Source organism: Acetomicrobium sp. (genome assembly GCF_059026225.1).
Map to the genome: position 1 here is coordinate 260,396 of NZ_JBWQOQ010000008.1, position 23,517 is coordinate 283,912.

The window sequence follows — 23,517 nt, forward strand, 5'->3', positions numbered from 1 at the left end:
GCATGGGATTTCTGAACGCTCTGTACGAGCTTGGCAAAATGGAGTCGGGGTCGAAAGACGATCAATCTTACTTTTCTGATATTGATAATTTCTTGCAACTTCCTATGCCGATAGTAGAAGATGAACAAAGACAGGGCAGGGAGATAAGGATATGGCTGAACGTAAGGGATAAGGATACCAAATGCCTAGAAGTTACTGGCATAGAGAAGATAGATTCAAAAGATTACATAAACAGCAATGATCCAGACAAAGTCAATGAAACAAAGCGTAAATTCCTTTATAAAAAACCACCTGGCACCAATACTCAATGGAGTTACTCCCTGGTTTACAAATTAGGCAAGGCAACCTCAAACCCAACTAGCGCTTTACTCGGGCAAAATGGAATGTGGAAGGAGGACAGCGATTCGCGGTATTTTAAACTCTATAAGAAAGTCTTAAAACCTCTAGAGGATGTCGGGGTCTTTTCAAAAGAGAGTGCTGACTTAATAATGTCAAAGCTCGTTGAAAATGTTGACAGGATCACTGAGTTGTGGAGAGACAAGAAAAGGTCTTACATTTTAGTCTTCGGGGTTAATGATAATGGCAGGTTTTTATATCCCGGTGAACTGGAGATCTTTCGCGATCATTTTAGGTCTAGGTTAGAACAGAACATCGGAGGGAAAATGTCCACAATCTGTAGCTTGTGTCACAATAAAGCCAAATCAGGTGCAAATTTAGATAAAGTCTTTAAATTTTCCACATTTGATAAACCGAGCTTTCTTCCTGGGATTAAGGATAAAAAAGGCGTCCGTGAGAAGGTATTTCCGCTATGTGATGACTGCATTTCTGTTCTTTCCATGGGAAGGGAGGTTTTAAATAGTCGTTTTCTCGATGCTCGCATGTTTCCGGTAATAGATAACAAAAGTATAAACATATACGTGGTTCCTGAACTTATTTTTGGAAAGGAGGATTTAAAAAGTATCTCTGACAATACAACAAATTTCATAAAGAATGGACTTAGAACAACAGAAAAGTTATTTAGCTATCTTGCGGCCCAAAGCGAAGCTTTAGTGTATCATTTCCTCTTTATAGGCGTAAGTATGAACAGCGAGAAGGAAGAATTGCATATTATGATAGAAGACGTCCCACCATCAAGGTTAAAGCATCTAGAAGAACTATGGCATGCAACATTCAGAGTATTATTGTGGAATAAAGCTAAAAATCCGGTATTCAATCCTAAGGATATGGGTGTCGATCTGGATCAAGCGTTCAGGACGATTTATTCTACTTTAATTGTATTGTCCGGAAAAGACGATGCAGACAAAAATATCATGCGCAATCGCATTATAAACATCATCGGTAGGTTACTGGGTGGTAAAGACGTGGATGTAGCCTTCATAAAGCAACTGATGGTTTCAAGGTTTCCGGGGTTATTTTCCAACTCTCAGTGGGTCAACAGGTTTGGATTCAGCGAACTTAGAAAAATGATGGCTATATTGGAGTTTTTGAATAGGGCAAACAATGGGAGGTGAGTAGATTTATGAAATTAGATTTTTTCGATGAGTTTACGGATCCCTATCTAAAGACCAACAGAGGTAAAGGTGTTTTTCTGGCGGGAGTTACTTTGGGAGTTATAGCGAGAGCCCAAGCGAAAAGTGATTTACAAGGTTCATCCGGGGACATAAGTTCATCTCCGCTTTTTAAACAACTAAACTTTGGTCGCATGAAGAAAAGAGACCTGTTTAAACACCTAGCAAGAGTTCCAGAGCTTGTGAGGGCTTATCGTCTTGACTATGCCGACATGATCGAATCTCTTTGCGCGAAGGCGGGAGAACTGATTTTACAAAAAAGCGATAAGGAACACGACTTAGGTGTAGATGGTAACTTCGTGTTTTCGGTTGCTTTTTTAAACGCCCGCAAATACTTTTGGACAATTTTTGGGAAGAAAAATATTGAGGAGACAGAACCGATAGAGGAGGAATCGCAAGATGTCGTTTGAAAATAGACGGGAGTACCTGTTTGTTTATTCGGTTAAGGATGCCAATCCGAATGGCGATCCCCTTGATGCAAACCATCCGAGGTATGACGAAGAATCCGGTCAAATTATGGTTTCCGACGTGAGGATTAAGCGTACCATACGGGACCAATGGCTTAGGGAAGGAAAAGATGTTTTCGTGGATGGGGAAGCCAAAACCCTTGCAAATCGCGTGAAAGAACTAAAAGAAAAATTTGAACGCGATTCAGGCAGAGAAATACTTTCAAATTGTATAGATACACGATTGTTTGGGGTAACTTATGCACTTGGCAGAGAAGCATTTTCTTGGACAGGGCCTGTACAATTTAAGTGGGGCCGTTCTCTCCATAAAGCAGAGGCGAAGTTTATCCAGGGGACAGCCGCATTTGCTACCACAGAGGCTAGTGAACAGCGGTCTTTCCGTAATGAGTACATAGTTCCATTTGCCCTAATAGCTGCTTATGGAATTGCCAATCAATATGCCTCTAAACAAACTAACGCGACTGACGATGACTTGGATTCCTTGTTTGAAGCTCTTTGGAAGGGTACGGCTAATCTCATAACAAGGAGTAAAATTGGGCACACCCCTCGGCTCTTGGTTGAATTTAAATATATTAAAGGTTTCGATGGAGTTTTAGGCTCTTTAGACGAAAAAATTACACTCAAGTCGTTTAAGGGAGAGCCTTTATCCGACGATGAACAACTGGCTTTGAGATCAGTTGATGAAGTTAAATTAGATATTAGCGAAATAGCAGAGAAAGCTTCCCTAATAAAAGAAAAAATAGAGTCAATCAGGGTCATTCAAGATGCCAGTATTAAGTGTGATCCCCTAGAAAGATTAGAGAATCTTTTTGGAGGCAATTTAAACATAGAGGTTAGGTGAGAAAGCATGGCAGTAGTGTTCGAGGTTTCGGGGCAAATGGCGATGTTTCGCAAACCCTATACTACAACATCGTCCATATCGTTTGCTTTTCCACCGCCTACTGCAATTGCCGGCTTAATTTCGGGGATAGTCGGGATATCTAATGGTAGCGACGAAGATAGCTGTAACGCTAGATACTGGGAGGCCCTTATCGGCACTAAGGTATCGGTGGCCCTACGTAGCAATATATCTTGGATGTGGCATGCCATAAATTTTTGGAATGTTAAGGAACCTCAAAAAAACCCGCATATTCAGGTGAAACATCAATTTGTAATTAAACCTAGATATTGCATATATGTGGATGGTGGGATTGAGGGTAAATTGTTATATATGTTAAAGAGGGAAAGTTTTAAGTTTACGCCATATCTCGGCACGGCCTACGCAATAGCTGATATCCAATACATTGGTCACTTTGAAACCGAACCCTTGGAAAAAGGAGAAATATCGGTTGATACCGTAATTCCGTGGGATAAAGATATAAAGATTTTGAACATACTTGACATTGGCGGAGCTTTTAAAGAAGAGATGCCTTTCAGAATGGACGAAACTAGAAAATTAGTAGAGAGTATCGAAGTCCTTTATTCTCCTTCTCCAGAAAAGAAGTTACTGATAGACAAAGGAGCAAGAGATGTCACAAAGTGTGGAAACGATGTGGTCGCCTGGTTTCCTCGATGGTGAGTTGAAAAGCCATCCAGACAGGCTTCTTAGAGATCATCTAGAAGGAACGTATCGTCTCATGAGTAGTATGGCCCAAGTTCATGGATTAGAAGCGGTAGTTCCTGACTTTGTCATGAAAATAGTGGGTGTAACGCACGATCTTGGAAAAGCTCACCTGTTGTTCCAGGATTACCTTAATGGGAGAGGTGACGGCATAGACCACGCGCTACCATCAGCTTGGTTTACCTTCAACTTTGCTAAAGATTACATCAACGAAAACAACATTCCTGTCGTTTGGTTAGCCGAAGCGGTAAGGCGGCACCATACACATATGGTCAACGGAGATGAGGCTATAACATTTTGGCTACAGTATAACGGACAAGATTTCGAAAAGCAAAAGAAGGAAATTAAGGAGTTGATTCCATCATGGAATGTATTCTTAAGCGAGGACCAGTGGGATGATTATACGTGCAATTTAATGTTCAAACGCAAGAAAATAATGAATGAAGAATCTTGGTTATTCTACAGATTACTTTATTCTCTTCTTGTAACTGCAGATAGAATGGACGCAATAGGCGTCAGAAAAATCGAGGCACGTCAATTGCCTTCTTTCAGGAACCCGGATTTTTCGCGGCAAGAAAGCAGTCCCCTAGATGCATGGAGACAACAAACGCGCGAATCTTGTACCAAATCTGTCGATGACATTGTACGTCCAGGTCTTTATACTTTAACCCTTCCTACAGGTGCCGGCAAAACGATCACTGGCCTAGATATTGCCCGTAAAATGGCACAAAAATTTGGCAGCAAGACTATCATTTACGCCTTGCCCTTTATCAGCATAGTTGAACAAAACTCCTCGGTTGCGAAAACGATTTTTGGAGAGGAAGATGTACAGGAAGATCATAGTTTATCGAGTCTAAAGGAGACAGATGAAAAACTTCAAGAACCTATATCTCGCATGAAAGCTCTTTTTAGATATTGGGAGGCTCCAATAATCTTAACGACTATGGTACAACTATGGGAAAGCATCTACAATCCAAAGGCCAACGATACGATAGACTTCCATCGTTTGGGTAACGCGATCGTAATAATGGATGAACCGCAAACGATAAATCCGAGATATTGGCGTGGCTTCGGCGAGACGTTAAAATATCTAAGTGGTAGATTAAATACGAGCTTCATGCTTATGACAGCAACGCAGCCTCATATTATAAAGGGAAAAGAATTATCGCCCAAGGGGTTGACATTTCCGTATAATAGACACACGTATAAAATACTCCCCTGCAGATATCAATTAGAAGAGCTTCCCGATCTTCTTGAAGAGCATATTGAGCATTTGTATGAGAGATCGGGATTAATTGTCCTCAACACAAGAAAATCCGCCCTGAAAATTTACAAGTTAATTAAAACTCGCATGGATGCACCTGTCTATTTTTTATCGACATGGATGACTCCGCATCATAGGCGCGTAGTGATGAGATTTTTGAAGTATCTTGAAAGAAAAAAAATAAAACATTATCTGGTTTCGACTCAAGTTGTTGAAGCTGGAGTTGATCTGGATTTTGATTGGGTATTCCGCGATATGGGACCTTTAGATAGTGTTGTTCAGGTGGCAGGAAGATGCAACAGGCATGGGAAAAACGAAACGAGTGGATTAGTGCTGGTTGCGGAACTTTTCAATGAGCAAGGGAAATCTTTTTCCGACATGATTTACGACGACATTCTTTTAGATAGCTCTCGATCGACTCTTCGAGTAGGAGATAAAATCAATGTCTTTGAAGAAAGCGAAGCGCCTGTGTTGGTGGATAATTATTACCAGGATATCACTGAAAGATTGCAGGATAGCGGAATATGGAGAAATATATGCAACGGCAGATGGGGCCTTCAAGACAAGCCTAGTCTAATAGAAAAACGTTTTGATCCATTTTTGTCAGAAGTTTATGTAGAACAAAGCCATCGGGTACGTCCAATGTTGGGAACTCTTGCCAATACAAAATGGACGTTAGAAAACTTGAGCGATAAAAGACGTCTCAATAGGAAGCTCCTTCAATATTCCATTGAAGTGCCACAAAAAGAGCTTGAATCATGGCGAAAAAAACTAGCCAACGTAGCATTTAAAGATGATTTGCCTCCCCTTGATTTTAACGCAAGTTTTCAGTGTTGGTTCCTTACAAAAGAAGGCAGTAAATATGTTTACGATCGTATTAGCGGATTTAATCCCGCGGAGGATAGCGATAATGAAGGAGAAACTTGTTTTTTCTGAAGCTCCGCGAGTGGGTGGAACTTTGGTATGGTACTACTTGATATGCAAGCGTCAAGTATGGCTGATGGCACGTGGTGTTGAAGCTGATAAAGACGATGAATCTTTAGCGTTAGGAAGATTGATTGACGAATCGTCTTATAAAAGGATCCGCCACAGCGTAAGTTTTGGGGATAGCAAATTTGACCTACTCAAAGAAGAAAGTGGAGTTTTGGTTATAGGCGAGATAAAAAAGAGTAGTCGTTCGATTAAGGCTGCAAGATTGCAACTGGCCCATTATTTGTATGAGCTAGCAAAATTTGGTACTGAAGCAAGAGGAGAACTGCTTTTTCCCAAAGAAAAAAAACGTGAAGATGTCGTTTTAACCGAAGATTTGAAATTAAAACTTGATCAGATTTATAAAGGGATTTTAGAAGTTACAACATCTTCTTCCCCGCCCAAAGTGTATAAGTGCAAGTATTGCGGAAATTGCGCTTATCAAGAGCTTTGTTGGAGTTGATTGAAGAATGGGTAAGTGTCTATATATTCTCTCATCGGGGACTCTCAAACGGAAGGACAATACCATTGTCATTGAAAGCGAAGGCAAAAGAAAATTTATACCAGTGGAAGTAACCGATGAGATATTTATTTTTGGTGAAGTAGATCTTAATAAGCGTTTTCTGGAATTTTGTACCACGAATAAGATTATATTGCATTTTTTTAACCATCATCATTATTACCAAGGAACATATTATCCAAGAGAGCACATGAACTCCGGGGCTGTCATCTTAGCACAAGCTAAACATTGCCTTGACATTGAAAAGAGGTTGATATTGGCACAAAAATTTATAGCTGGTGCCATTAGAAATATGAAAACAGTGTTGTTATATTATCTGAGGCGAGGTAATCCAATGATCGATGAAATAATCAAGGACTTGGATAACTTTGACGCACTAAGCCAAAGACAAAAAGGGATCGCCGAGCTAATGGCCATAGAGGGAAATGCGCGAGATAAATATTACTCAGCATTTGATATTATAACTGGCGGAGGTCCTTTTTCTATGGAAAGCAGAACCAGAAGGCCGCCCCAGAACAAGTTAAATGCACTTATAAGTTTTTTGAACTCTTTATGCTATGTTACGATTCTAGCTCAAATATATAAAACTCATTTGGATCCTCGAATAGGATTCCTCCACGAGACGAATTTTAGGCGTTTTACTCTGAATCTGGACATCGCAGAAATTTTTAAGCCAATTCTAGTAGACCGGCTAATCTTCTCTTTGATAAACAAAAAACAAATTCAAGCTAAACATTTTAAAGGCAGAGTGGGCGGAGGTATATTTTTATCTGAAAAGGGAATACAAATTGTATTGCAGGCCTGGGAAGAAAGGCTAATGTCCACAATAGAGCATCCAAAGTTAAAAAGAAATGTTAGTTATCGCAGTTTAATTCGAATGGAAGCTTACAAATTGCAAAAACATATACTTGAAGATGAAGAATATCAGCCTTTTGCCATGAGATGGTAAGCCATTGCACAAGAAAGGAAGGGCGACTAAGATCTTTGTCTTAATGATTTATGATGTTGGGGAGGAACGCGTTAACAAGATATTAAAAATTGGGCGTAAATATCTAAATTGGATTCAGAATTCCGTATTAGAGGGAGAACTTACTCCCGCTACGTTTGAATCCCTTAAGCATGAGGTTAGGAAGGTAATAAAAGACGACCATGACAGCGTGATATTTTATATTTGGAGAACAGAACATTACACTTCCAGGGAAATCATGGGCTTGGAAAAAGGATCAAGAGAAATTTTTATTTAGGCGTGTCGACCTCCAATAAAGCAAAAAACCTGGAGGATCGATATAACTAAATAAAAGATCAATTTTCCAGCGCTTGCATGGAATTGTATCGTTTCACAGGACCTTGAAAACTACATAAGGAACACATGACGATATGATAAAAATGCAGTAAAATTGAGGCCTAGAATTGGTTATTGAACTTCCTATAAGGGATGGAAACTAGCATCAAGCAGCAGTGCCGGGCTCAATAAAACAGGTTATTGAACTTCCTATAAGGGATGGAAACAGCCACTTATGGAGCGTTGCGTGAGATATGCCGGCTTGTTATTGAACTTCCTATAAGGGATGGAAACTATCGTTGCACCACCAAGTAACCACACCAGTGGCAGGTTATTGAACTTCCTATAAGGGATGGAAACTGATTGGTAGCAAGCCATAGGTGATGAGTAGGCCAAGTTATTGAACTTCCTATAAGGGATGGAAACTCGATTGTTTCAGTGTCGTCGATGATTTCTAAGTGCGTTATTGAACTTCCTATAAGGGATGGAAACTAAGTTGATTTAAGCTTCTTTCGCCAATTTCTCCATGTTATTGAACTTCCTATAAGGGATGGAAACGGATTGCGACGTAACTTCCTTTGTTCTCGTCGTGTGGTTATTGAACTTCCTATAAGGGATGGAAACTAGCAATATTCTTTTCCATCTCTCTCGCATGTTATTGTTATTGAACTTCCTATAAGGGATGGAAACCGAAGTCATGGACGCAGAAGTAGTTGATAGCTCGAGTTATTGAACTTCCTATAAGGGATGGAAACTTGATCGCTTCTGCACGTTGCAAAGTTTCTTCTCCAGTTATTGAACTTCCTATAAGGGATGGAAACGTGGGAAATTAGTAGAATGAACGACGAAATGTTATAGTTATTGAACTTCCTATAAGGGATGGAAACTGCTCGAGGAGGAGTTCTCGGCTTTATTCTAGGATTGTTATTGAACTTCCTATAAGGGATGGAAACCATCGCCAGGGTCGATTTCGGACGGCGGGAGCTCCTGTTATTGAACTTCCTATAAGGGATGGAAACTTTTGATTGCAGTTATTTTGTTTAGTGCCATCTTCTTGTTATTGAACTTCCTATAAGGGATGGAAACGCAGGAGCAGAAATCGAAGCCATCGGTTCTAGGTCAGTTATTGAACTTCCTATAAGGGATGGAAACGACTGCCTTCAATATTAACGTCTTTTTCGGTGACAAGTTATTGAACTTCCTATAAGGGATGGAAACTAAATAACATTCCATATCTGCCGATGCCACTATCACGGTTATTGAACTTCCTATAAGGGATGGAAACCAGCGGAGTGGATGCACAGCGGCGTCAAGCTCTTCTGTTATTGAACTTCCTATAAGGGATGGAAACTCCGGGAGCTGTTCGGGAGAGTACAACGGGATGGTAGTTATTGAACTTCCTATAAGGGATGGAAACCCGTCGATGTGACCTGTTATCTGATATTCCTTCCACTCGTTATTGAACTTCCTATAAGGGATGGAAACTCTGACACGTCGCCTGGGTCTACCCCACGCTCTTCGTTATTGAACTTCCTATAAGGGATGGAAACTTCGACCGTCATGGTCGAGCGAGTCAAGCAATTGGAAGTTATTGAACTTCCTATAAGGGATGGAAACAAGTTTCCGCATCACAGGCCAAGCGACGGAGCTGTCGGTTATTGAACTTCCTATAAGGGATGGAAACCATCCGACAGCTTTGGTAACAATGTAGAGTCTATTGAGTTATTGAACTTCCTATAAGGGATGGAAACAAGAAAGGATCTTTACTGGAGCGTGATCCTATTGCTTGTTATTGAACTTCCTATAAGGGATGGAAACCATGCAGTAGATCATTATATTCAAAATGTCGGTCGCGTTATTGAACTTCCTATAAGGGATGGAAACCCATCGAGGCCGCCGCATTGAACACGAGCGATGCTTGGTTATTGAACTTCCTATAAGGGATGGAAACGTGGCACGCTCGGCAAAAATGGATTTCTCCGATGCCTGTTATTGAACTTCCTATAAGGGATGGAAACGCTCTAGCGATGCGGTATTCTTCAGTGTCATTGATAGTTATTGAACTTCCTATAAGGGATGGAAACGCAAATGAAAAGCAAATGTTAAGCAGTAAAGGAAAGGGTTATTGAACTTCCTATAAGGGATGGAAACCTGGGATAACGGTGGCTAGTCGCCGTATAAACACCGGTTATTGAACTTCCTATAAGGGATGGAAACCCTCCTTCTTGAATAGAAGTTCCGCCTTTCGGCGAAGGTTATTGAACTTCCTATAAGGGATGGAAACCAGAAGAAGTGGCACAAAAATTACGAGTGACCACATGTTATTGAACTTCCTATAAGGGATGGAAACAAGGATAATATGCGTTCATCATAAACAATAGCTCCAGGTTATTGAACTTCCTATAAGGGATGGAAACGAAGGCAACCCATCTAAACGACCATTACCGAAAAATGTTATTGAACTTCCTATAAGGGATGGAAACTTCGAAGCAATGGAAGAAGATATCGAAGCTATACAGGTTATTGAACTTCCTATAAGGGATGGAAACTTCGTAAGAAGATAAACGATATTAAAGCGGAATATCGTTATTGAACTTCCTATAAGGGATGGAAACTCGCCAGCTTGTAAAGAGCTCGAACGGCGCATATTGGTTATTGAACTTCCTATAAGGGATGGAAACGAGAGAAGTGGTTGCATGAATGGATTAACAACCAGTCGTTATTGAACTTCCTATAAGGGATGGAAACCCGCCCTCCATCGAGAAGGAAAAGGAGGACTGGTCGGTTATTGAACTTCCTATAAGGGATGGAAACTTTCAAACTGGTATCAATGAGCTTGACGTAGATATAGTTATTGAACTTCCTATAAGGGATGGAAACCCAGCTAGCTGCAATCCAGTACCTTGCGTTTGTTGAGTTATTGAACTTCCTATAAGGGATGGAAACGACTGCCTTCAATATTAACGTCTTTTTCGGTGACAAGTTATTGAACTTCCTATAAGGGATGGAAACGAATCTGAGATGGACGGATTGTTTTAAATAAGTCTCGTTATTGAACTTCCTATAAGGGATGGAAACTTTTGTGCCGGAAAACTTATTGTTCTCATGTTAATTCCTGTTATTGAACTTCCTATAAGGGATGGAAACCGGCGATGCCTATCTGCGCCACCCGATAGGCGAAGATCGTTATTGAACTTCCTATAAGGGATGGAAACAGGGGGTGTAGCGTTGGGAATAGTACAAAGAATAAAGGTTATTGAACTTCCTATAAGGGATGGAAACTCGCCAGCTTGTAAAGAGCTCGAACGGCGCATATTGGGTTATTGAACTTCCTATAAGGGATGGAAACATATGTCGTAGTGGATATTATAATCATCGGCGATCCTGTTATTGAACTTCCTATAAGGGATGGAAACCTGATTAAGAACTTCACGGCCAGCTATTCAGCAAGCGTTATTGAACTTCCTATAAGGGATGGAAACTAAATAAAACTGAAGAAACCTATAATCACCAATACTCGTTATTGAACTTCCTATAAGGGATGGAAACTTCCATATCCAGAGCACACCGCTTCTGTTTTCTATGGTTATTGAACTTCCTATAAGGGATGGAAACAGGACAAAATAAGTCAAAAACCGAAAACAAAAGTAGAGTTATTGAACTTCCTATAAGGGATGGAAACTTGATAAACCATGCCTGCTTACCGGCATAAGGCCCAGGTTATTGAACTTCCTATAAGGGATGGAAACTTAGTAATTGATGATCTTGGCAGCGAAGACAACACACGTTATTGAACTTCCTATAAGGGATGGAAACATACCAATAGCTTCCAAATTCATCAATCAATCTCTGGTTATTGAACTTCCTATAAGGGATGGAAACTAATTAATGTAGTATTGTCGCGGACGAGCATATTCAAGTTATTGAACTTCCTATAAGGGATGGAAACTACTGCCAAGCTTCCCAGTTGCTGTCCCATAATGTGGTTATTGAACTTCCTATAAGGGATGGAAACTGATATGACGGCCAATAAATATAAGGGCGGAGACGGGTTATTGAACTTCCTATAAGGGATGGAAACTTCTTTCAAGCCTTTCCCTGATACTCTCCATGTCCTGTTATTGAACTTCCTATAAGGGATGGAAACGGCGGAGGGGCAACGCTTTTAACTATCCTGCTGAACAGGTTATTGAACTTCCTATAAGGGATGGAAACACCGCCTACCATCTTGCCTATTTCATTGATTTTCCGTGTTATTGAACTTCCTATAAGGGATGGAAACGACCGGTGGAAGGGGAGAAAACTTGTGAAGCCGCAATGTTATTGAACTTCCTATAAGGGATGGAAACCAGGCAAAGGAGAAAAGCAGTTGAAAGATGTGCGCCGTTATTGAACTTCCTATAAGGGATGGAAACCGTTGTTAGTCTCTATGATTGTTTTATATAAAGAAGTTATTGAACTTCCTATAAGGGATGGAAACACGAAATAACAATATCAAGACCACTGCATCTTGACTGTTATTGAACTTCCTATAAGGGATGGAAACGCAGGTGCAGCACCAGAAATGCTGGTGGCGTAACTGGGTTATTGAACTTCCTATAAGGGATGGAAACACATATGGTACGAAACTGGGGATGCGTGGGATGAAAGGTTATTGAACTTCCTATAAGGGATGGAAACAGGTTTTTTTCAAGTTCTTGTAGGTCTGGGCGTAGCTCCAGTTATTGAACTTCCTATAAGGGATGGAAACGGGGTGGCATAATACCACCCCTAAATTCATTATAGCGTTATTGAACTTCCTATAAGGGATGGAAACTAGAGACACTTGGGCGGGATTACCCCGCCCCTTAAAGTTATTGAACTTCCTATAAGGGATGGAAACGCTCAAAATGGCAAAATTTAAGGCCCTCTCAGATGCCCGTTATTGAACTTCCTATAAGGGATGGAAACAAAACAATCACCCAACAGTTAAGCCACTTAAACTTCTTGTTATTGAACTTCCTATAAGGGATGGAAACTCAACTTCTTGGACCTGTTCTTGAGAAAAAGAAGAAGGTTATTGAACTTCCTATAAGGGATGGAAACATCTATCCTTCCTTGTTCTAAGTCAATTAAATATACTTGTTATTGAACTTCCTATAAGGGATGGAAACTTGGGTATTCCTATCACAATAACTTTATCTTGTGTATTGTTATTGAACTTCCTATAAGGGATGGAAACTTCAATATTACCCTAGATATGAGCAAGATGGAAGGCACCCAGTTATTGAACTTCCTATAAGGGATGGAAACTTGCCTCCACTATTGAAAACTTTATCATTGCTTGCACGTTATTGAACTTCCTATAAGGGATGGAAACGTGGTGGGAGGGTTTTTTATTGGTGTTTTATGGTATGTTATTGAACTTCCTATAAGGGATGGAAACTTGATCTTGTCAGTTTTGATGCTGACAGCATCACGAGTTATTGAACTTCCTATAAGGGATGGAAACTCAATCACCGAAGGCGATGATGGGCGAGTGTTATTAAGTTATTGAACTTCCTATAAGGGATGGAAACTTGGCGATCAAAAGCTAAACAGAGTAATTACTTTTAGTTATTGAACTTCCTATAAGGGATGGAAACAAATTGAACGAGCTAGCACCTCTTCTCCTATGGCTGGTTATTGAACTTCCTATAAGGGATGGAAACTATCCCCGATTGGCTGAAGAAAGAATTCATAGAAAAGTTATTGAACTTCCTATAAGGGATGGAAACTTGAAGGTAGGGCCGCAGTATTGATTGACAATATAACGTTATTGAACTTCCTATAAGGGATGGAAACTCGGTTACTAACCACGTACCATCTACAAAAAGTATTCCGTTATTGAACTTCCTATAAGGGATGGAAACTTAGATTGGGATGAAAACAATAGAGCAAGGTTTATAGGTTATTGAACTTCCTATAAGGGATGGAAACAAAAATAAGGAGGGGAAGAAAATGTATCACACTTTGGGTTATTGAACTTCCTATAAGGGATGGAAACTCTTGCCAAGTATGCTAGTTTTCTCGATGATGCTCCTGGTTATTGAACTTCCTATAAGGGATGGAAACTTGTGATAAGGCTGAAAGTGTGCGGGAAGGTGCTAAGTTATTGAACTTCCTATAAGGGATGGAAACAACCATGCCCAACAATTGCAGTCAATAGGTCTATAGAGTTATTGAACTTCCTATAAGGGATGGAAACTAGCCTTTTGCGCAAGCGGAAGGCCCGCAAACCGCTCGTTATTGAACTTCCTATAAGGGATGGAAACACGCAAGAGAGCCGAAGATTGCACGTTGGCTTTATTCTAGTTATTGAACTTCCTATAAGGGATGGAAACATGCCAACCGACGACAGCGCACCAGCGAATGCCATAATGTTATTGAACTTCCTATAAGGGATGGAAACCTGTCGGGTGGGGTAAGATAGAGAAAGTGGAGATTCGTTATTGAACTTCCTATAAGGGATGGAAACTTGTCAGAATGGCAGAAAACTGCCAAAAAGTGGGATTGTTATTGAACTTCCTATAAGGGATGGAAACATACTGGAGTTACCTTGCCGAATGGAGGCTATATAAGTTATTGAACTTCCTATAAGGGATGGAAACTATGTTTTCGCTTTCTGTGATTGAAGCTCTATGTTCGTTATTGAACTTCCTATAAGGGATGGAAACCTAATAGGGGGGTTAATGGGCGCTGTCATAGCACAAGTTATTGAACTTCCTATAAGGGATGGAAACTCATCAAGTACCTTTTCTTTTACTTCTTCCGACAATGTTATTGAACTTCCTATAAGGGATGGAAACCAATTCCATACTTAATATCTATCTTAAACGCCTTTGCTCGTTATTGAACTTCCTATAAGGGATGGAAACGCGTATTCAAGATCAACTTCTCCTTTTGCATATCTTGTTATTGAACTTCCTATAAGGGATGGAAACTAAAAATAGATGCACTTAAAAGAAGGTTAATACAGGGTTATTGAACTTCCTATAAGGGATGGAAACTATGTTTTCGCTTTCTGTGATTGAAGCTCTATGTTCGTTATTGAACTTCCTATAAGGGATGGAAACTTCAACTAGCGTTCTTGGTGTTTAATCACGTTCAGCAAGTTATTGAACTTCCTATAAGGGATGGAAACATGCAACGATTAATGCTTTTTTGCAGTAATTTGCCTGTTATTGAACTTCCTATAAGGGATGGAAACTTGAATTGCAGGGCAAGGCAGAAGCATTCCAGTCGAGTTATTGAACTTCCTATAAGGGATGGAAACACAATAATTGTACTCTTTTGTGTATTTTCAGGATCAGTTATTGAACTTCCTATAAGGGATGGAAACTAGCGTGAAAGCCAACCTTCAACCGCTCCAAGTGTCATCGTTATTGAACTTCCTATAAGGGATGGAAACCACTCAAGGTGAATAGGAAAGCATACAACTTCACTCGTTATTGAACTTCCTATAAGGGATGGAAACTTATGCCTCCACGATGCAGGTCCAGAACCAGTTAACGTTATTGAACTTCCTATAAGGGATGGAAACAAGAATGAATATAACAAAGTATTGCCGTTTTCAAACTTGTTATTGAACTTCCTATAAGGGATGGAAACTAGTATTGAGGACATTAACAGAGTGTTGGATTGGTAGTTATTGAACTTCCTATAAGGGTTGGAAACACTTTAAAATTCGAGTCACGTATGATATTATCTGTAGAATTTAGGATGACACCTTTCTAAAGTAATTAGAAAGGTGTCATCGCCCTCTGATAGAATAAAGTTGTCACAAACCTAAACTATCGAAAGGGTCAACGATGACCCAATATTATATTACCTTTAATGAGGAGGATTGACGTCTCTATTTTCCGGCAACGACGAAAGCTTGAAGAAAGTCGTAGAACAATTTACAAATCAACTTCTGGAACAACAGCGAACTAAAACAGATCGATGCAAAGCCTTACGAACGCACGGAAAAAAGAGGGGAATGCGAAACGGATACAAAGAAAGGCATCTAACCACCGAAGTTAAGACCTTGACATTAAGAGTACCTCAGATAAGGGATGGCATTGTCATCAAGACAAAAGAAGGGGAGCAAGGTAAGGTCCTTTAGTGCGCCTTTAGCTACAGGCGTTAACCAGGAAGGATATAGGGAGATCTTGGAGATGGAGTTAGGAAATAGCGAGACTGAGGAAAGCTGGTCCAACTTTTTCAAGGACTTAAAGGCAAGAGGGCTTAAAGGGGTCAATATGGTGGTATCGGATAACTTGTAAGGTTGGTCAACATCGTAGAGAGGCATTTTCAAGGATCGACTTGGCAGAGGTGTCAGACTCACTTCACCAGGTTGTTTAACTCATATCCCAAGAACATGCAGAAAGACCTAAAGTCATACCTTGAGGGCGATCTTTGAAGCACCTGACATATCTACAGCACGACATATTCTGAATTTGACGCTTGAAGTGTTTTCAACGAAAGCCCCTAGGGCTATGAACATCCTGGAGGAAGAGGCTTCGAACAACGAACGGACAGGAAAGATTAAATCAGGAGATAAGGCGATGGGAGCGAGTGATCCGGATATTTCCTAACCGTGAATCGGTGCTAAGGCGGGTAAGAGCGTTGTTGATGGAACAGGACGAGGCATGGTAAATGAGGCAAGAAGTACTTCGAGATGGATGAATATCTGGAATGGAAAAAACAGGAACAGGGACAGAAACAGAAACAACATTGTGAGATAGGTAAAGTAGCTTTAGTGATGACTGGAGTTTAACCCTAAATTTAATCAGAGGGTAAACTCCAACCATTGCTGGAGGTACTTCAGCTATCTTAGAGGAGGTTTGTGCGAATGTTTTGGGATATAGTTGATGGTATTTTTACGATTAATCTCGACGGTATTTGGACTACAGCATTAGCGGCGGTATTGCTGTTGGTTGGATATGGGCTGCGCAGGCGCATAGATTTCTTGGAAACTTTTTGCATACCAGCTCCCGTCATTGGTGGAGTTTTGATGTCTCTTTTAGTTTTAACATTACATCACCAAGGGGGGAGCGCCGTAAAATTTAACACCGCTCTTCAAACTCCTTTGATGATTGCCTTTTTTACAACTGTAGGCATCGGAGGCAGCTTCGGCTTGCTGAAGCGTGGCGGGAAAGCGCTCATAATTTACTTATTTTTCTGTTGGGGTATTGCGCTATTCCAGAATGTCTTTGGCGCAACTTTGGCAAGATTACTAGGGATACATCCTGTTTTGGGTGTCATGGCAGGAGCTGTTTCGCTGGAGGGAGGTCACGGTGCTGCGGCTGCCTTTGGGCCGGTTGCGGAAGAACTTGGTGTTGCGGGAGCGCAAGTAGTTGCCATTGCCTCGGCAACTTATGGGCTAATAGCTGGAGGTCTTTTAGGTGGTCCTGTAGCTCGATGGCTGATAGAGCGTCATAATATAACCATTGAAGCCAGCGAAGATGCTATGTATACTGAGCATTTGATGGAAGATCGAGAAGAAGACACAACATTTACCAGCTATGACTTCCTAAAAATGTTAGCGTTAGTCCTTGTAATGATGTCTTTGGGAAGTTTAATTACAACTAAAATTAAGGAATGGTACGACTTTAGCCTTCCAGGTTACGTGGCAGCGATGTTCGTCGCCGTGGTGTTTCGTAACATAAACGATCACATGCCCATAGTAAAACTTCGCAGCAAGGCGATAGACCTAATATCCGACGTATCTTTGGGAATATTTCTGACCATGGCAATGATGAGTTTGCGCATATGGGAACTTTACGATCTTGCAATTCCTTTAGTTGTGATCCTTGTGTTACAGACAATAGCGCTTTTGCTGTTAGCAGCTTTTCTGCTTTTTCGATTGTTGGGCAAGGACTACGATGCAGCGGTTATGTGTGCCGGTTTAGTAGGACATGGACTTGGTGCAACACCTAACGCCGTTGCCAACATGGGAGCTGTTTGTGAACACTACAAGGTCATGTCTTACAAAGCTTTCCTCATCGTACCTTTATGCGGAGCGGTGTTGATCGACCTTGTTGGGATCCCTAGCATTGTGTGGTTCATTAATTATTTTGCTCGATAATTACAATGTTTACCTTCTTTTTCCTACCCTTATGTACTTGTACTGATCACATGATCAGAGGAATTTTTGGTTAGGTTAACCCAGTTTTATGTTATCGTTTATGAGTGTTGGAACATCTTATGATTTGGCGCTGAACTTTTTAATTTGGTCAAATTGTCATAAATGGACGGAAAATAAAACAAGCCAATCTCTAAGCTTAGTTCTTTGTTTTGTCTCCATGTGAACATCGCTTGATAGGCTGAAACCATGGTATTTTTCACGTGAAACCATGTCAATAAATCTGGTTTGAAAAGGAGCAAAGATATGCAATGGATCGCAAGTTGATTCTTGAGAGGCACAACCGGGTGGAAAAGAGCCTGCGGAAAAACGGAGTTGACGCCGTAGTGCTTTTTAACGTCGAGGGAATCGGATGGGAAGATCTTTATTATTTTTCTGGTTTTAGGGGCACAAGCGGCATTTTTGTCTTCGGTCAAAATGAAAAATTCTTGATAACTGATAGTAGGTACATTTTACAGGCAAGGGGGCAATCCCCTTTTTCTGTAATAGATAAAGGTGACAAAGAAGATATTTTTCTCGTAGAGTCCATGTTGAGGGATTTAGGCGCTAAAACGGTAGGTATTAACACAAAGACCCTGCCAAGTTATCTGTATCTGAAATTATCCGGACTCGGTTTTGCCTTGGTCGACGTGTCGGATATTTTGGCTTCCTGCAGGCGCAAAAAGTCAAAAGAAGAGGTTGATCTGATTAAGATAGCTTCAGAGCAAGCGAGCAAGGCTTTCTTAAATGTTTTAAATGATCTAAAGCCTGGCATTAAGGAGGCGGAAGTGGCAGCTAAACTAGAATATGAGATGAAGATTTTGGGGGCCGAGGGTGGCTGGGGTAGTGCAGATTTCATTGTTGCTTCGGGTGTAAGATCTGCCCTTCCTCATGGCAGGGCTACTTCTAAGGAATGGCAAAAGGGTGAGTGGGCAACAATTGATTTCGGCGCCAGATATGAAGGTTACGTTTCCGATATAACGAGAAATATCTATATGGGTGCTCCGTCGAGAAAGGCCATAGAAATCCATAGCATATTGTGCATGGCTCATATTAAAGCTGCTTCAAAGATAAAACCTGGAGTTGCTGCCAGGGAGGTAGATATGACGGCTAGGCAAGTTCTAGCCGATAGAGGTCTGGACAAGTATTTTACCCACAGCTTGGGGCATGGCATCGGCCTCGAGGTGCACGAAATACCAAGGTTGTCATCTAAATCAGCTGATGTGCTTGAAGAGGGTGATGTCGTAACTGTCGAGCCTGGAATTTACATAGAAGGTTATGGCGGCATGAGGGTTGAAGACGATTATCTTGTGACGGATAGCGGGGCTCAAAGGCTTACGGCAGATATCCCTATGGAATTATTTGTAGTAATGGATTAAGAAATTAACGATAGGAGGCTAAATTAATGGATAAACTATCTCAACTGTTTGAATCGCGCAGAAAAGATTTTCCTTCCCTTGCTCGCACTTACAACGGCCACACTTTGGCCTATCTTGACGGTCCTGGGGGAACGCAAGTACCTCAGGCTGTAATTGATGCCGTCACGGATTATTTTACAAATTGCAACGCTAACGCACAAGGCTATTTCGTCACTTCTATTGAATCGGACGAATTAATTGCAGAAGCCAGAGAAACCGTTGCAGCCTTTTTGGGAACCGAAAATGGCGATACAATTTCTTTTGGCCAGAACATGACGACGCTGAACTACGCCTTGAGCAGGGCTTTAGAGGAGTCCTTGCATCCCGGTGACGAGGTTCTTATCACTCAATTGGATCATGAGGCAAATCGTGGCCCCTGGTTAAGGCTAAGAGAGCGTGGGGTTGTGGTACGTGAAGTGAAACTGCTTCCGAACGGCACGCTTGACATGGACGATTTTCGTAAGAAAATAACGGAAAACACGCGCCTCGTTGCAATGGGTTTTTCCTCTAATGCCCTAGGTACGGTCAATGACGTATCCACGGTAAGGCGTTGGACTTATAAAGTTGGAGCATATCTTTTGGTCGATGCTGTACACTTCGTTCCCCACTTTCCCATAGATGTCAAGTCCTTGGGCGTGGATTTTCTGCTTTGTTCTGCTTATAAGTTTTACGGGCCGCATGTCGGGATTTTGTACGCTAAAGAAGGATTGCTTGAGCAGCTTGATTGCGAAAGGGTCTGCACGCAAGATCACAGTGCTCCTTATCGCATTGAGACGGGCACATTAAATCACGAGGGTATAGCTGGAGTAAAAGCAACAGTTGAGTATATTTCTACCTATGGAGAAGGCGATACTTTAAGAGAAAAAATAGTTTCCGCCATGGAAAGGATCTCTTCTTATGAGCACGAATTAGCTCTTTATGCCTATAAATGTTTGGGAGATATCCCCGGCGTTACAATTTACGGTCCTTCCTTTGATGAGAGGCATCGCGCTCCCACCATATCATTTACGTTTGAAGGTTTAAATCCAATAGAAGTGTGCAAAAGCTTGAACGAAGAGGGAATACTTGCCTGGGATGGCCATTTTTATGCCATAAGGCCGATAGAAGTATTGGGATTGCTCGAGCAGGGCGGCGTAACCAGGATCGGCATTTCTCTTTACAATACAAAGGAGGAAATCGATCGACTAATAAAAGCACTTCAAAAATTAAGCGCAAGGTGATCTTAAAAGCATACTAATATGCCTTTATAATCACTTAAAAAATTGACCCTAACCTTATCTGGTGCGATAATTGTCTATGGAGCTAATATAATGTTTTATAATTTGTAAAGGAGGAAGATCTTATGAGCAAGCTTAGAAGCCTTGCTGCAATACTTGCAGCAGTTGCATTGGTTGCTTTATGCGGGTGTGGTTTGGCCGAAGCGGCAGCACCCTTTCACATTGGTATCATGACTGGCACTGTTTCCCAACAAGAAGACGAGCTGCGCGGAGCCGAGAAGCTAATGGAGATATATGGCGATGAAGCCCACGGAGGTATGATAAAACACGTCACCTACCCCGATAACTTCATGCAGGAAATGGAGACCACGATCAGCCAGCTAGTCGGTCTTTCTGACGACCCAATGATGAAAGCGATCATTGCCAGCACTGCAGTACCTGGAACCACAGAGGCTTACAGGAGGATTAAGGAAAAAAGGCCGGACATTATATGCTTGGCCGGTAATTCTCAAGAAGACCCCGGCGTTATAGGATCAATAGCCGATTTGACGGTAAACGCGAACGATATATATAGAGGTTATCTGATTCCCGTTGCTGCTCAGAAGATGGGCGCCAAGAACTTTGTTCACATCTCCTTTCCAAGACACATGAGCTACGAGCTGCTGTCCAGAAGGCGTAATATCATGGAAGCGACATGCAACGATATAGGCTTGAAGTTTCATTTTGAGACGGCTCCTGATCCCGTAAGCGACGTGGGAGTGGCCGGTGCCCAGCAGTTCATACTGGAGAAAGTACCTGCATGGCTTGAAAAGTACGGGAAGGACACGGCATTTTTCTGCACCAACGATGCACATACAGAGCCTTTGATAAGGCAGGTAGTAAATTATGGGGGATATTTCGTGGAGGCCGATTATCCTTCTCCTCTTATGGGATATCCCGGAGCGTTGGGCCTGGACCTGACGGCTGAGAAGGGCGATTTCCCGGCGATGGTTAAAAAGATAGAAGAGGTCATCGTTGAGAAAGGCGCCAGCGGACGACTGGGCACGTGGGTTTACTCCCATGCTTATGTTATTACGGCGAGTTTAGGTGAGTTAGCAAAGAGGCTAGTCGAAGGAAACGCGAAATTAACCATCGAGGATCTCATTGCTGCCAGTAAGGGAATTACTCCCGGCATAAAACTCAATGGGAGTCGCTACATAGACATTGGCACTGGAATTGAGAGGGCAAATTACATCATGGTTTATCAGGACACGTACGTCTTTGGAAAAGGATATCTTGGCATGACCGAACTTGAGGTCCCGCAGAAATACCTTTCAATAAAATAGAAAATTATCTAACAGATAAATTAATCCGATAAGTGTAATAAAAAGAGGGGAAATTTTCCCCTCTTTTTATTAGATTACAAAAATACCCAAAGGGTTACATTTCTGGGCATAACTGGCATGTCATAAGTCCCAAAAGGGCTTTTGTCGCGAGCAACTCGGCATATTTTACGATTTTGGTATGGTCACTGTTTTGCCTACGTGAAGAGGGGTAAAATCGTCGCCGAAATAGTTTTTGAAAGCTACCATCGCATCAAACCCCGTGCAATGTCCTGCCGCTATCCAGCTGGGTTTTAAGGAAGCAAGCTGCGATACGGTTTTTTCGATGTGTTCGGAATCGACGTCTTTTAAGTGAAAACCTCCTAATATGCCTTCTATTGGGATGCCCGGGAAGATGTCCTTGGCTCGAAGGGCGATGTTTACTATGCCGGAATGGGAACAGCCCGTCACAATGACGATGCCGTGTCCTTCGACGTTTACTGCAAGAGCGGTGTCATCGAAAAGCATGTCTTTTTTCACACGGCCTTCTTCGATGGTAATTGCGTTAATGCTGGGCTCTTCGAAATCCGTTTTTCTGGGGATTTCGCCTAAAACGATGACGCCCTCGCGTAATTGGACAGGATCTTTCGATAGCAGTAACTTTCCTCCCGCCGATTCGATTTCCAAAGGCCCGTTTCCTTGCGGGACTCCAATATAGCTGATGACGGGTTTGCAAGCAAAGTGAGGCCGAAAAAGCGTAGGATGCGCTATGACTGGCAGGTCTTTTTTCTTCGAAGCTCGAAGCAGATCGACGAGCGCCCCAGTGTGATCGTAGTGGCAATGTGTTAAAACTAAAATGTCGATACTCTCGGGGTCAATGTCCAACCTGCTCATGTTATGAAAAAGAGCTTTTGAAGACTGACCTACGTCCACAAGCACGCACATTTTATCTTTCTCAGCCTCTATCTCCAAGAAGAACGAAGCGCCATGTTGAGCAACGAGGTCTGTATTTCCCGGAACGGCATCATCCATCAAAACGGTTATCTTTAGTGAGTTCACACCTTTCATGTAATTCACCCCTGTTTATTTCGTTGTCTTCCTTTGTGTTATCATGTATCTATTTTAGTCTCAGATGAAGCGTAATGGTCAAAATAAATTCAGACAGAAATAAATGCTTTACGTAGCCTCAAAGCACAGCCTTTCCATAAAAGTTTGAAAGATGTCAAAGGAGTTAATTTGCCTCTTTATTGCGGCCTTTCGCAAGTTCTTTGAGAACTGGATATAATTCCATGGCAAGTTTATTCCTATTGTCATACGTAACGGTGTAAACATGAACGTCATGCCTTGTCTTTATGGATTCGATGAAGGCGTCTCCCCTTAAAGCGATCGTGGCTATTAAAGGTGTATCGTGATCCAGTAGCTTTAAGATCAATTTTTTAAACAAGGGCGAGAAACATTCCATCTTTCCTATCTCGTCTATTACGATAAAAGCATATTTGGGGTCGAAGAAAGGAATTTCTTTTAAGAATCGTTCAAAGTTCGCTACGTCCACACCGTATTTGCTTACTCTATAGGGGCTTTTAATGTCGACGTGGGACATGATGAGTTTAGGACCGTGTAGGGCTATCGCTTCAAAGCCCATTCTCCTTCCGCTTTCCCTTATTTCTGCCGTGTAAAAGCCCACGCAGGGCAAATTGATCTGCTCGATCAGTCTAAATATCAGGGTGGTTTTTCCCACTCCGGGGCGGCCGGTGATGAGTATGTTCTTCGCGGGCATTGCGCTAA

The 23,517-nt window shown here is 41.6% G+C and carries 16 protein-coding genes, 1 pseudogene and 1 CRISPR repeat array; of the genes and pseudogenes, 15 read left to right on the forward strand and 2 right to left on the reverse strand.

Annotation, left to right across the window (positions count from 1 at the left end; translation table 11 throughout):
• Positions 1-2 precede the first annotated feature (2 nt).
• The 15 genes and pseudogenes from AC5SXE_RS11045 (at position 3) to AC5SXE_RS11115 (ending at position 21,756) form a co-directional block, all read left to right on the forward strand.
• Positions 3-1,511: a TM1802 family CRISPR-associated protein gene (locus AC5SXE_RS11045; RefSeq protein WP_310846101.1), complete on the forward strand. Its 1,509-nt coding sequence runs from the start codon at positions 3-5 to the stop codon at positions 1,509-1,511.
• A gap of 8 nt (positions 1,512-1,519) precedes the next feature.
• Complete coding sequence (locus AC5SXE_RS11050) at positions 1,520-1,978, forward strand: TM1802 family CRISPR-associated protein (protein ID WP_310846103.1); 459 nt, start codon at positions 1,520-1,522, stop codon at positions 1,976-1,978.
• Positions 1,968-2,876, forward strand: coding sequence for a type I-B CRISPR-associated protein Cas7/Csh2 (cas7b, locus tag AC5SXE_RS11055; protein WP_310846106.1), 909 nt, complete (start codon positions 1,968-1,970; stop codon positions 2,874-2,876). Before AC5SXE_RS11050 ends, cas7b begins: the two co-directional genes overlap by 11 nt.
• 6 nt (positions 2,877-2,882) lie before the next feature.
• Entirely contained in the window at positions 2,883-3,593 is a 711-nt protein-coding gene (cas5b, locus tag AC5SXE_RS11060) for a type I-B CRISPR-associated protein Cas5b (RefSeq protein ID WP_310846109.1), read from the forward strand.
• Positions 3,544-5,835 carry a CRISPR-associated helicase Cas3' gene (gene cas3, locus AC5SXE_RS11065; RefSeq protein WP_310846112.1) on the forward strand — a complete coding sequence of 764 codons (2,292 nt, stop codon included), beginning with the start codon at positions 3,544-3,546 and terminating at the stop codon, positions 5,833-5,835. The genes cas5b and cas3 overlap by 50 nt, the downstream gene beginning before the upstream one ends.
• A complete protein-coding gene (gene cas4 / locus AC5SXE_RS11070) occupies positions 5,810-6,331 on the forward strand; it encodes a CRISPR-associated protein Cas4 (protein ID WP_310846114.1) in 522 nt (173 codons plus the stop codon). Before cas3 ends, cas4 begins: the two co-directional genes overlap by 26 nt.
• Positions 6,332-6,338: 7 nt before the next feature.
• Complete coding sequence (cas1b, locus tag AC5SXE_RS11075) at positions 6,339-7,337, forward strand: type I-B CRISPR-associated endonuclease Cas1b (protein ID WP_310846116.1); 999 nt, start codon at positions 6,339-6,341, stop codon at positions 7,335-7,337.
• Positions 7,338-7,341: 4 nt separating this feature from the next.
• A complete protein-coding gene (cas2, locus tag AC5SXE_RS11080; protein ID WP_310846119.1) occupies positions 7,342-7,632 on the forward strand; it encodes a CRISPR-associated endonuclease Cas2 in 291 nt (96 codons plus the stop codon).
• A gap of 169 nt (positions 7,633-7,801) precedes the next feature.
• A CRISPR array of direct repeats spans positions 7,802-15,365; the repeat unit is 30 nt; unit sequence GTTATTGAACTTCCTATAAGGGATGGAAAC.
• 169 nt (positions 15,366-15,534) lie between these two features.
• Complete coding sequence (locus tag AC5SXE_RS11085) at positions 15,535-15,795, forward strand: transposase (RefSeq protein WP_416358715.1); 261 nt, start codon at positions 15,535-15,537, stop codon at positions 15,793-15,795.
• Complete coding sequence (locus AC5SXE_RS11090) at positions 15,746-15,955, forward strand: transposase (protein ID WP_416358716.1); 210 nt, start codon at positions 15,746-15,748, stop codon at positions 15,953-15,955. The genes AC5SXE_RS11085 and AC5SXE_RS11090 overlap by 50 nt, the downstream gene beginning before the upstream one ends.
• A 235-nt stretch (positions 15,956-16,190) precedes the next feature.
• Positions 16,191-16,325, forward strand: a pseudogene (locus tag AC5SXE_RS11095) (transposase); the annotation flags it as partial.
• A gap of 199 nt (positions 16,326-16,524) precedes the next feature.
• Positions 16,525-17,760 (forward strand): sodium/glutamate symporter, encoded by a 1,236-nt coding sequence (gene gltS / locus AC5SXE_RS11100; protein ID WP_310846127.1) that lies wholly within the window; start codon positions 16,525-16,527, stop codon positions 17,758-17,760.
• A 308-nt stretch (positions 17,761-18,068) separates the two neighbouring features.
• Positions 18,069-19,175 (forward strand): M24 family metallopeptidase, encoded by a 1,107-nt coding sequence (locus tag AC5SXE_RS11105; RefSeq protein WP_323721175.1) that lies wholly within the window; start codon positions 18,069-18,071, stop codon positions 19,173-19,175.
• 26 nt (positions 19,176-19,201) lie between these two features.
• Positions 19,202-20,434, forward strand: a complete 1,233-nt coding sequence (locus tag AC5SXE_RS11110) for a cysteine desulfurase-like protein (protein WP_323721176.1) — start codon at positions 19,202-19,204, stop codon at positions 20,432-20,434.
• Between the two features lie 122 nt (positions 20,435-20,556).
• On the forward strand, positions 20,557-21,756 hold the full coding sequence (locus AC5SXE_RS11115; protein ID WP_323721177.1) for a DUF3798 domain-containing protein: 1,200 nt from the start codon (positions 20,557-20,559) through the stop codon (positions 21,754-21,756).
• A gap of 165 nt (positions 21,757-21,921) precedes the next feature.
• Here AC5SXE_RS11115 and AC5SXE_RS11120 read toward each other — a convergent pair whose 3' ends face one another.
• Complete coding sequence (locus AC5SXE_RS11120; protein ID WP_323721178.1) at positions 21,922-22,800, reverse strand: MBL fold metallo-hydrolase; 879 nt, start codon at positions 22,798-22,800, stop codon at positions 21,922-21,924.
• A 163-nt stretch (positions 22,801-22,963) separates the two neighbouring features.
• Positions 22,964-23,509: a nucleoside-triphosphatase gene (locus tag AC5SXE_RS11125; RefSeq protein ID WP_323721179.1), complete on the reverse strand. Its 546-nt coding sequence runs from the start codon at positions 23,507-23,509 to the stop codon at positions 22,964-22,966.
• Positions 23,510-23,517 lie beyond the last annotated feature (8 nt).

Excerpts from the sequence above, each read along its gene's own strand:
- AC5SXE_RS11045 (WP_310846101.1), top strand. The coding sequence starts at position 3 with ATGGGATTTCTGAACGCTCTGTACGAGCTTGGCAAAATGGAGTCGGGG.
- AC5SXE_RS11050 (WP_310846103.1), top strand. The coding sequence starts at position 1,520 with ATGAAATTAGATTTTTTCGATGAGTTTACGGATCCCTATCTAAAGACC.
- cas7b (WP_310846106.1), top strand. The coding sequence starts at position 1,968 with ATGTCGTTTGAAAATAGACGGGAGTACCTGTTTGTTTATTCGGTTAAG.
- cas5b (WP_310846109.1), top strand. The coding sequence starts at position 2,883 with ATGGCAGTAGTGTTCGAGGTTTCGGGGCAAATGGCGATGTTTCGCAAA.
- cas3 (WP_310846112.1), top strand. The coding sequence starts at position 3,544 with ATGTCACAAAGTGTGGAAACGATGTGGTCGCCTGGTTTCCTCGATGGT.
- cas4 (WP_310846114.1), top strand. The coding sequence starts at position 5,810 with ATGAAGGAGAAACTTGTTTTTTCTGAAGCTCCGCGAGTGGGTGGAACT.
- cas1b (WP_310846116.1), top strand. The coding sequence starts at position 6,339 with ATGGGTAAGTGTCTATATATTCTCTCATCGGGGACTCTCAAACGGAAG.
- AC5SXE_RS11090 (WP_416358716.1), top strand. The coding sequence starts at position 15,746 with ATGGCATTGTCATCAAGACAAAAGAAGGGGAGCAAGGTAAGGTCCTTT.
- gltS (WP_310846127.1), top strand. The coding sequence starts at position 16,525 with ATGTTTTGGGATATAGTTGATGGTATTTTTACGATTAATCTCGACGGT.
- AC5SXE_RS11105 (WP_323721175.1), top strand. The coding sequence starts at position 18,069 with ATGGATCGCAAGTTGATTCTTGAGAGGCACAACCGGGTGGAAAAGAGC.
- AC5SXE_RS11110 (WP_323721176.1), top strand. The coding sequence starts at position 19,202 with ATGGATAAACTATCTCAACTGTTTGAATCGCGCAGAAAAGATTTTCCT.
- AC5SXE_RS11115 (WP_323721177.1), top strand. The coding sequence starts at position 20,557 with ATGAGCAAGCTTAGAAGCCTTGCTGCAATACTTGCAGCAGTTGCATTG.
- AC5SXE_RS11120 (WP_323721178.1), bottom strand. The coding sequence starts at position 22,800 with ATGAAAGGTGTGAACTCACTAAAGATAACCGTTTTGATGGATGATGCC.
- AC5SXE_RS11125 (WP_323721179.1), bottom strand. The coding sequence starts at position 23,509 with ATGCCCGCGAAGAACATACTCATCACCGGCCGCCCCGGAGTGGGAAAA.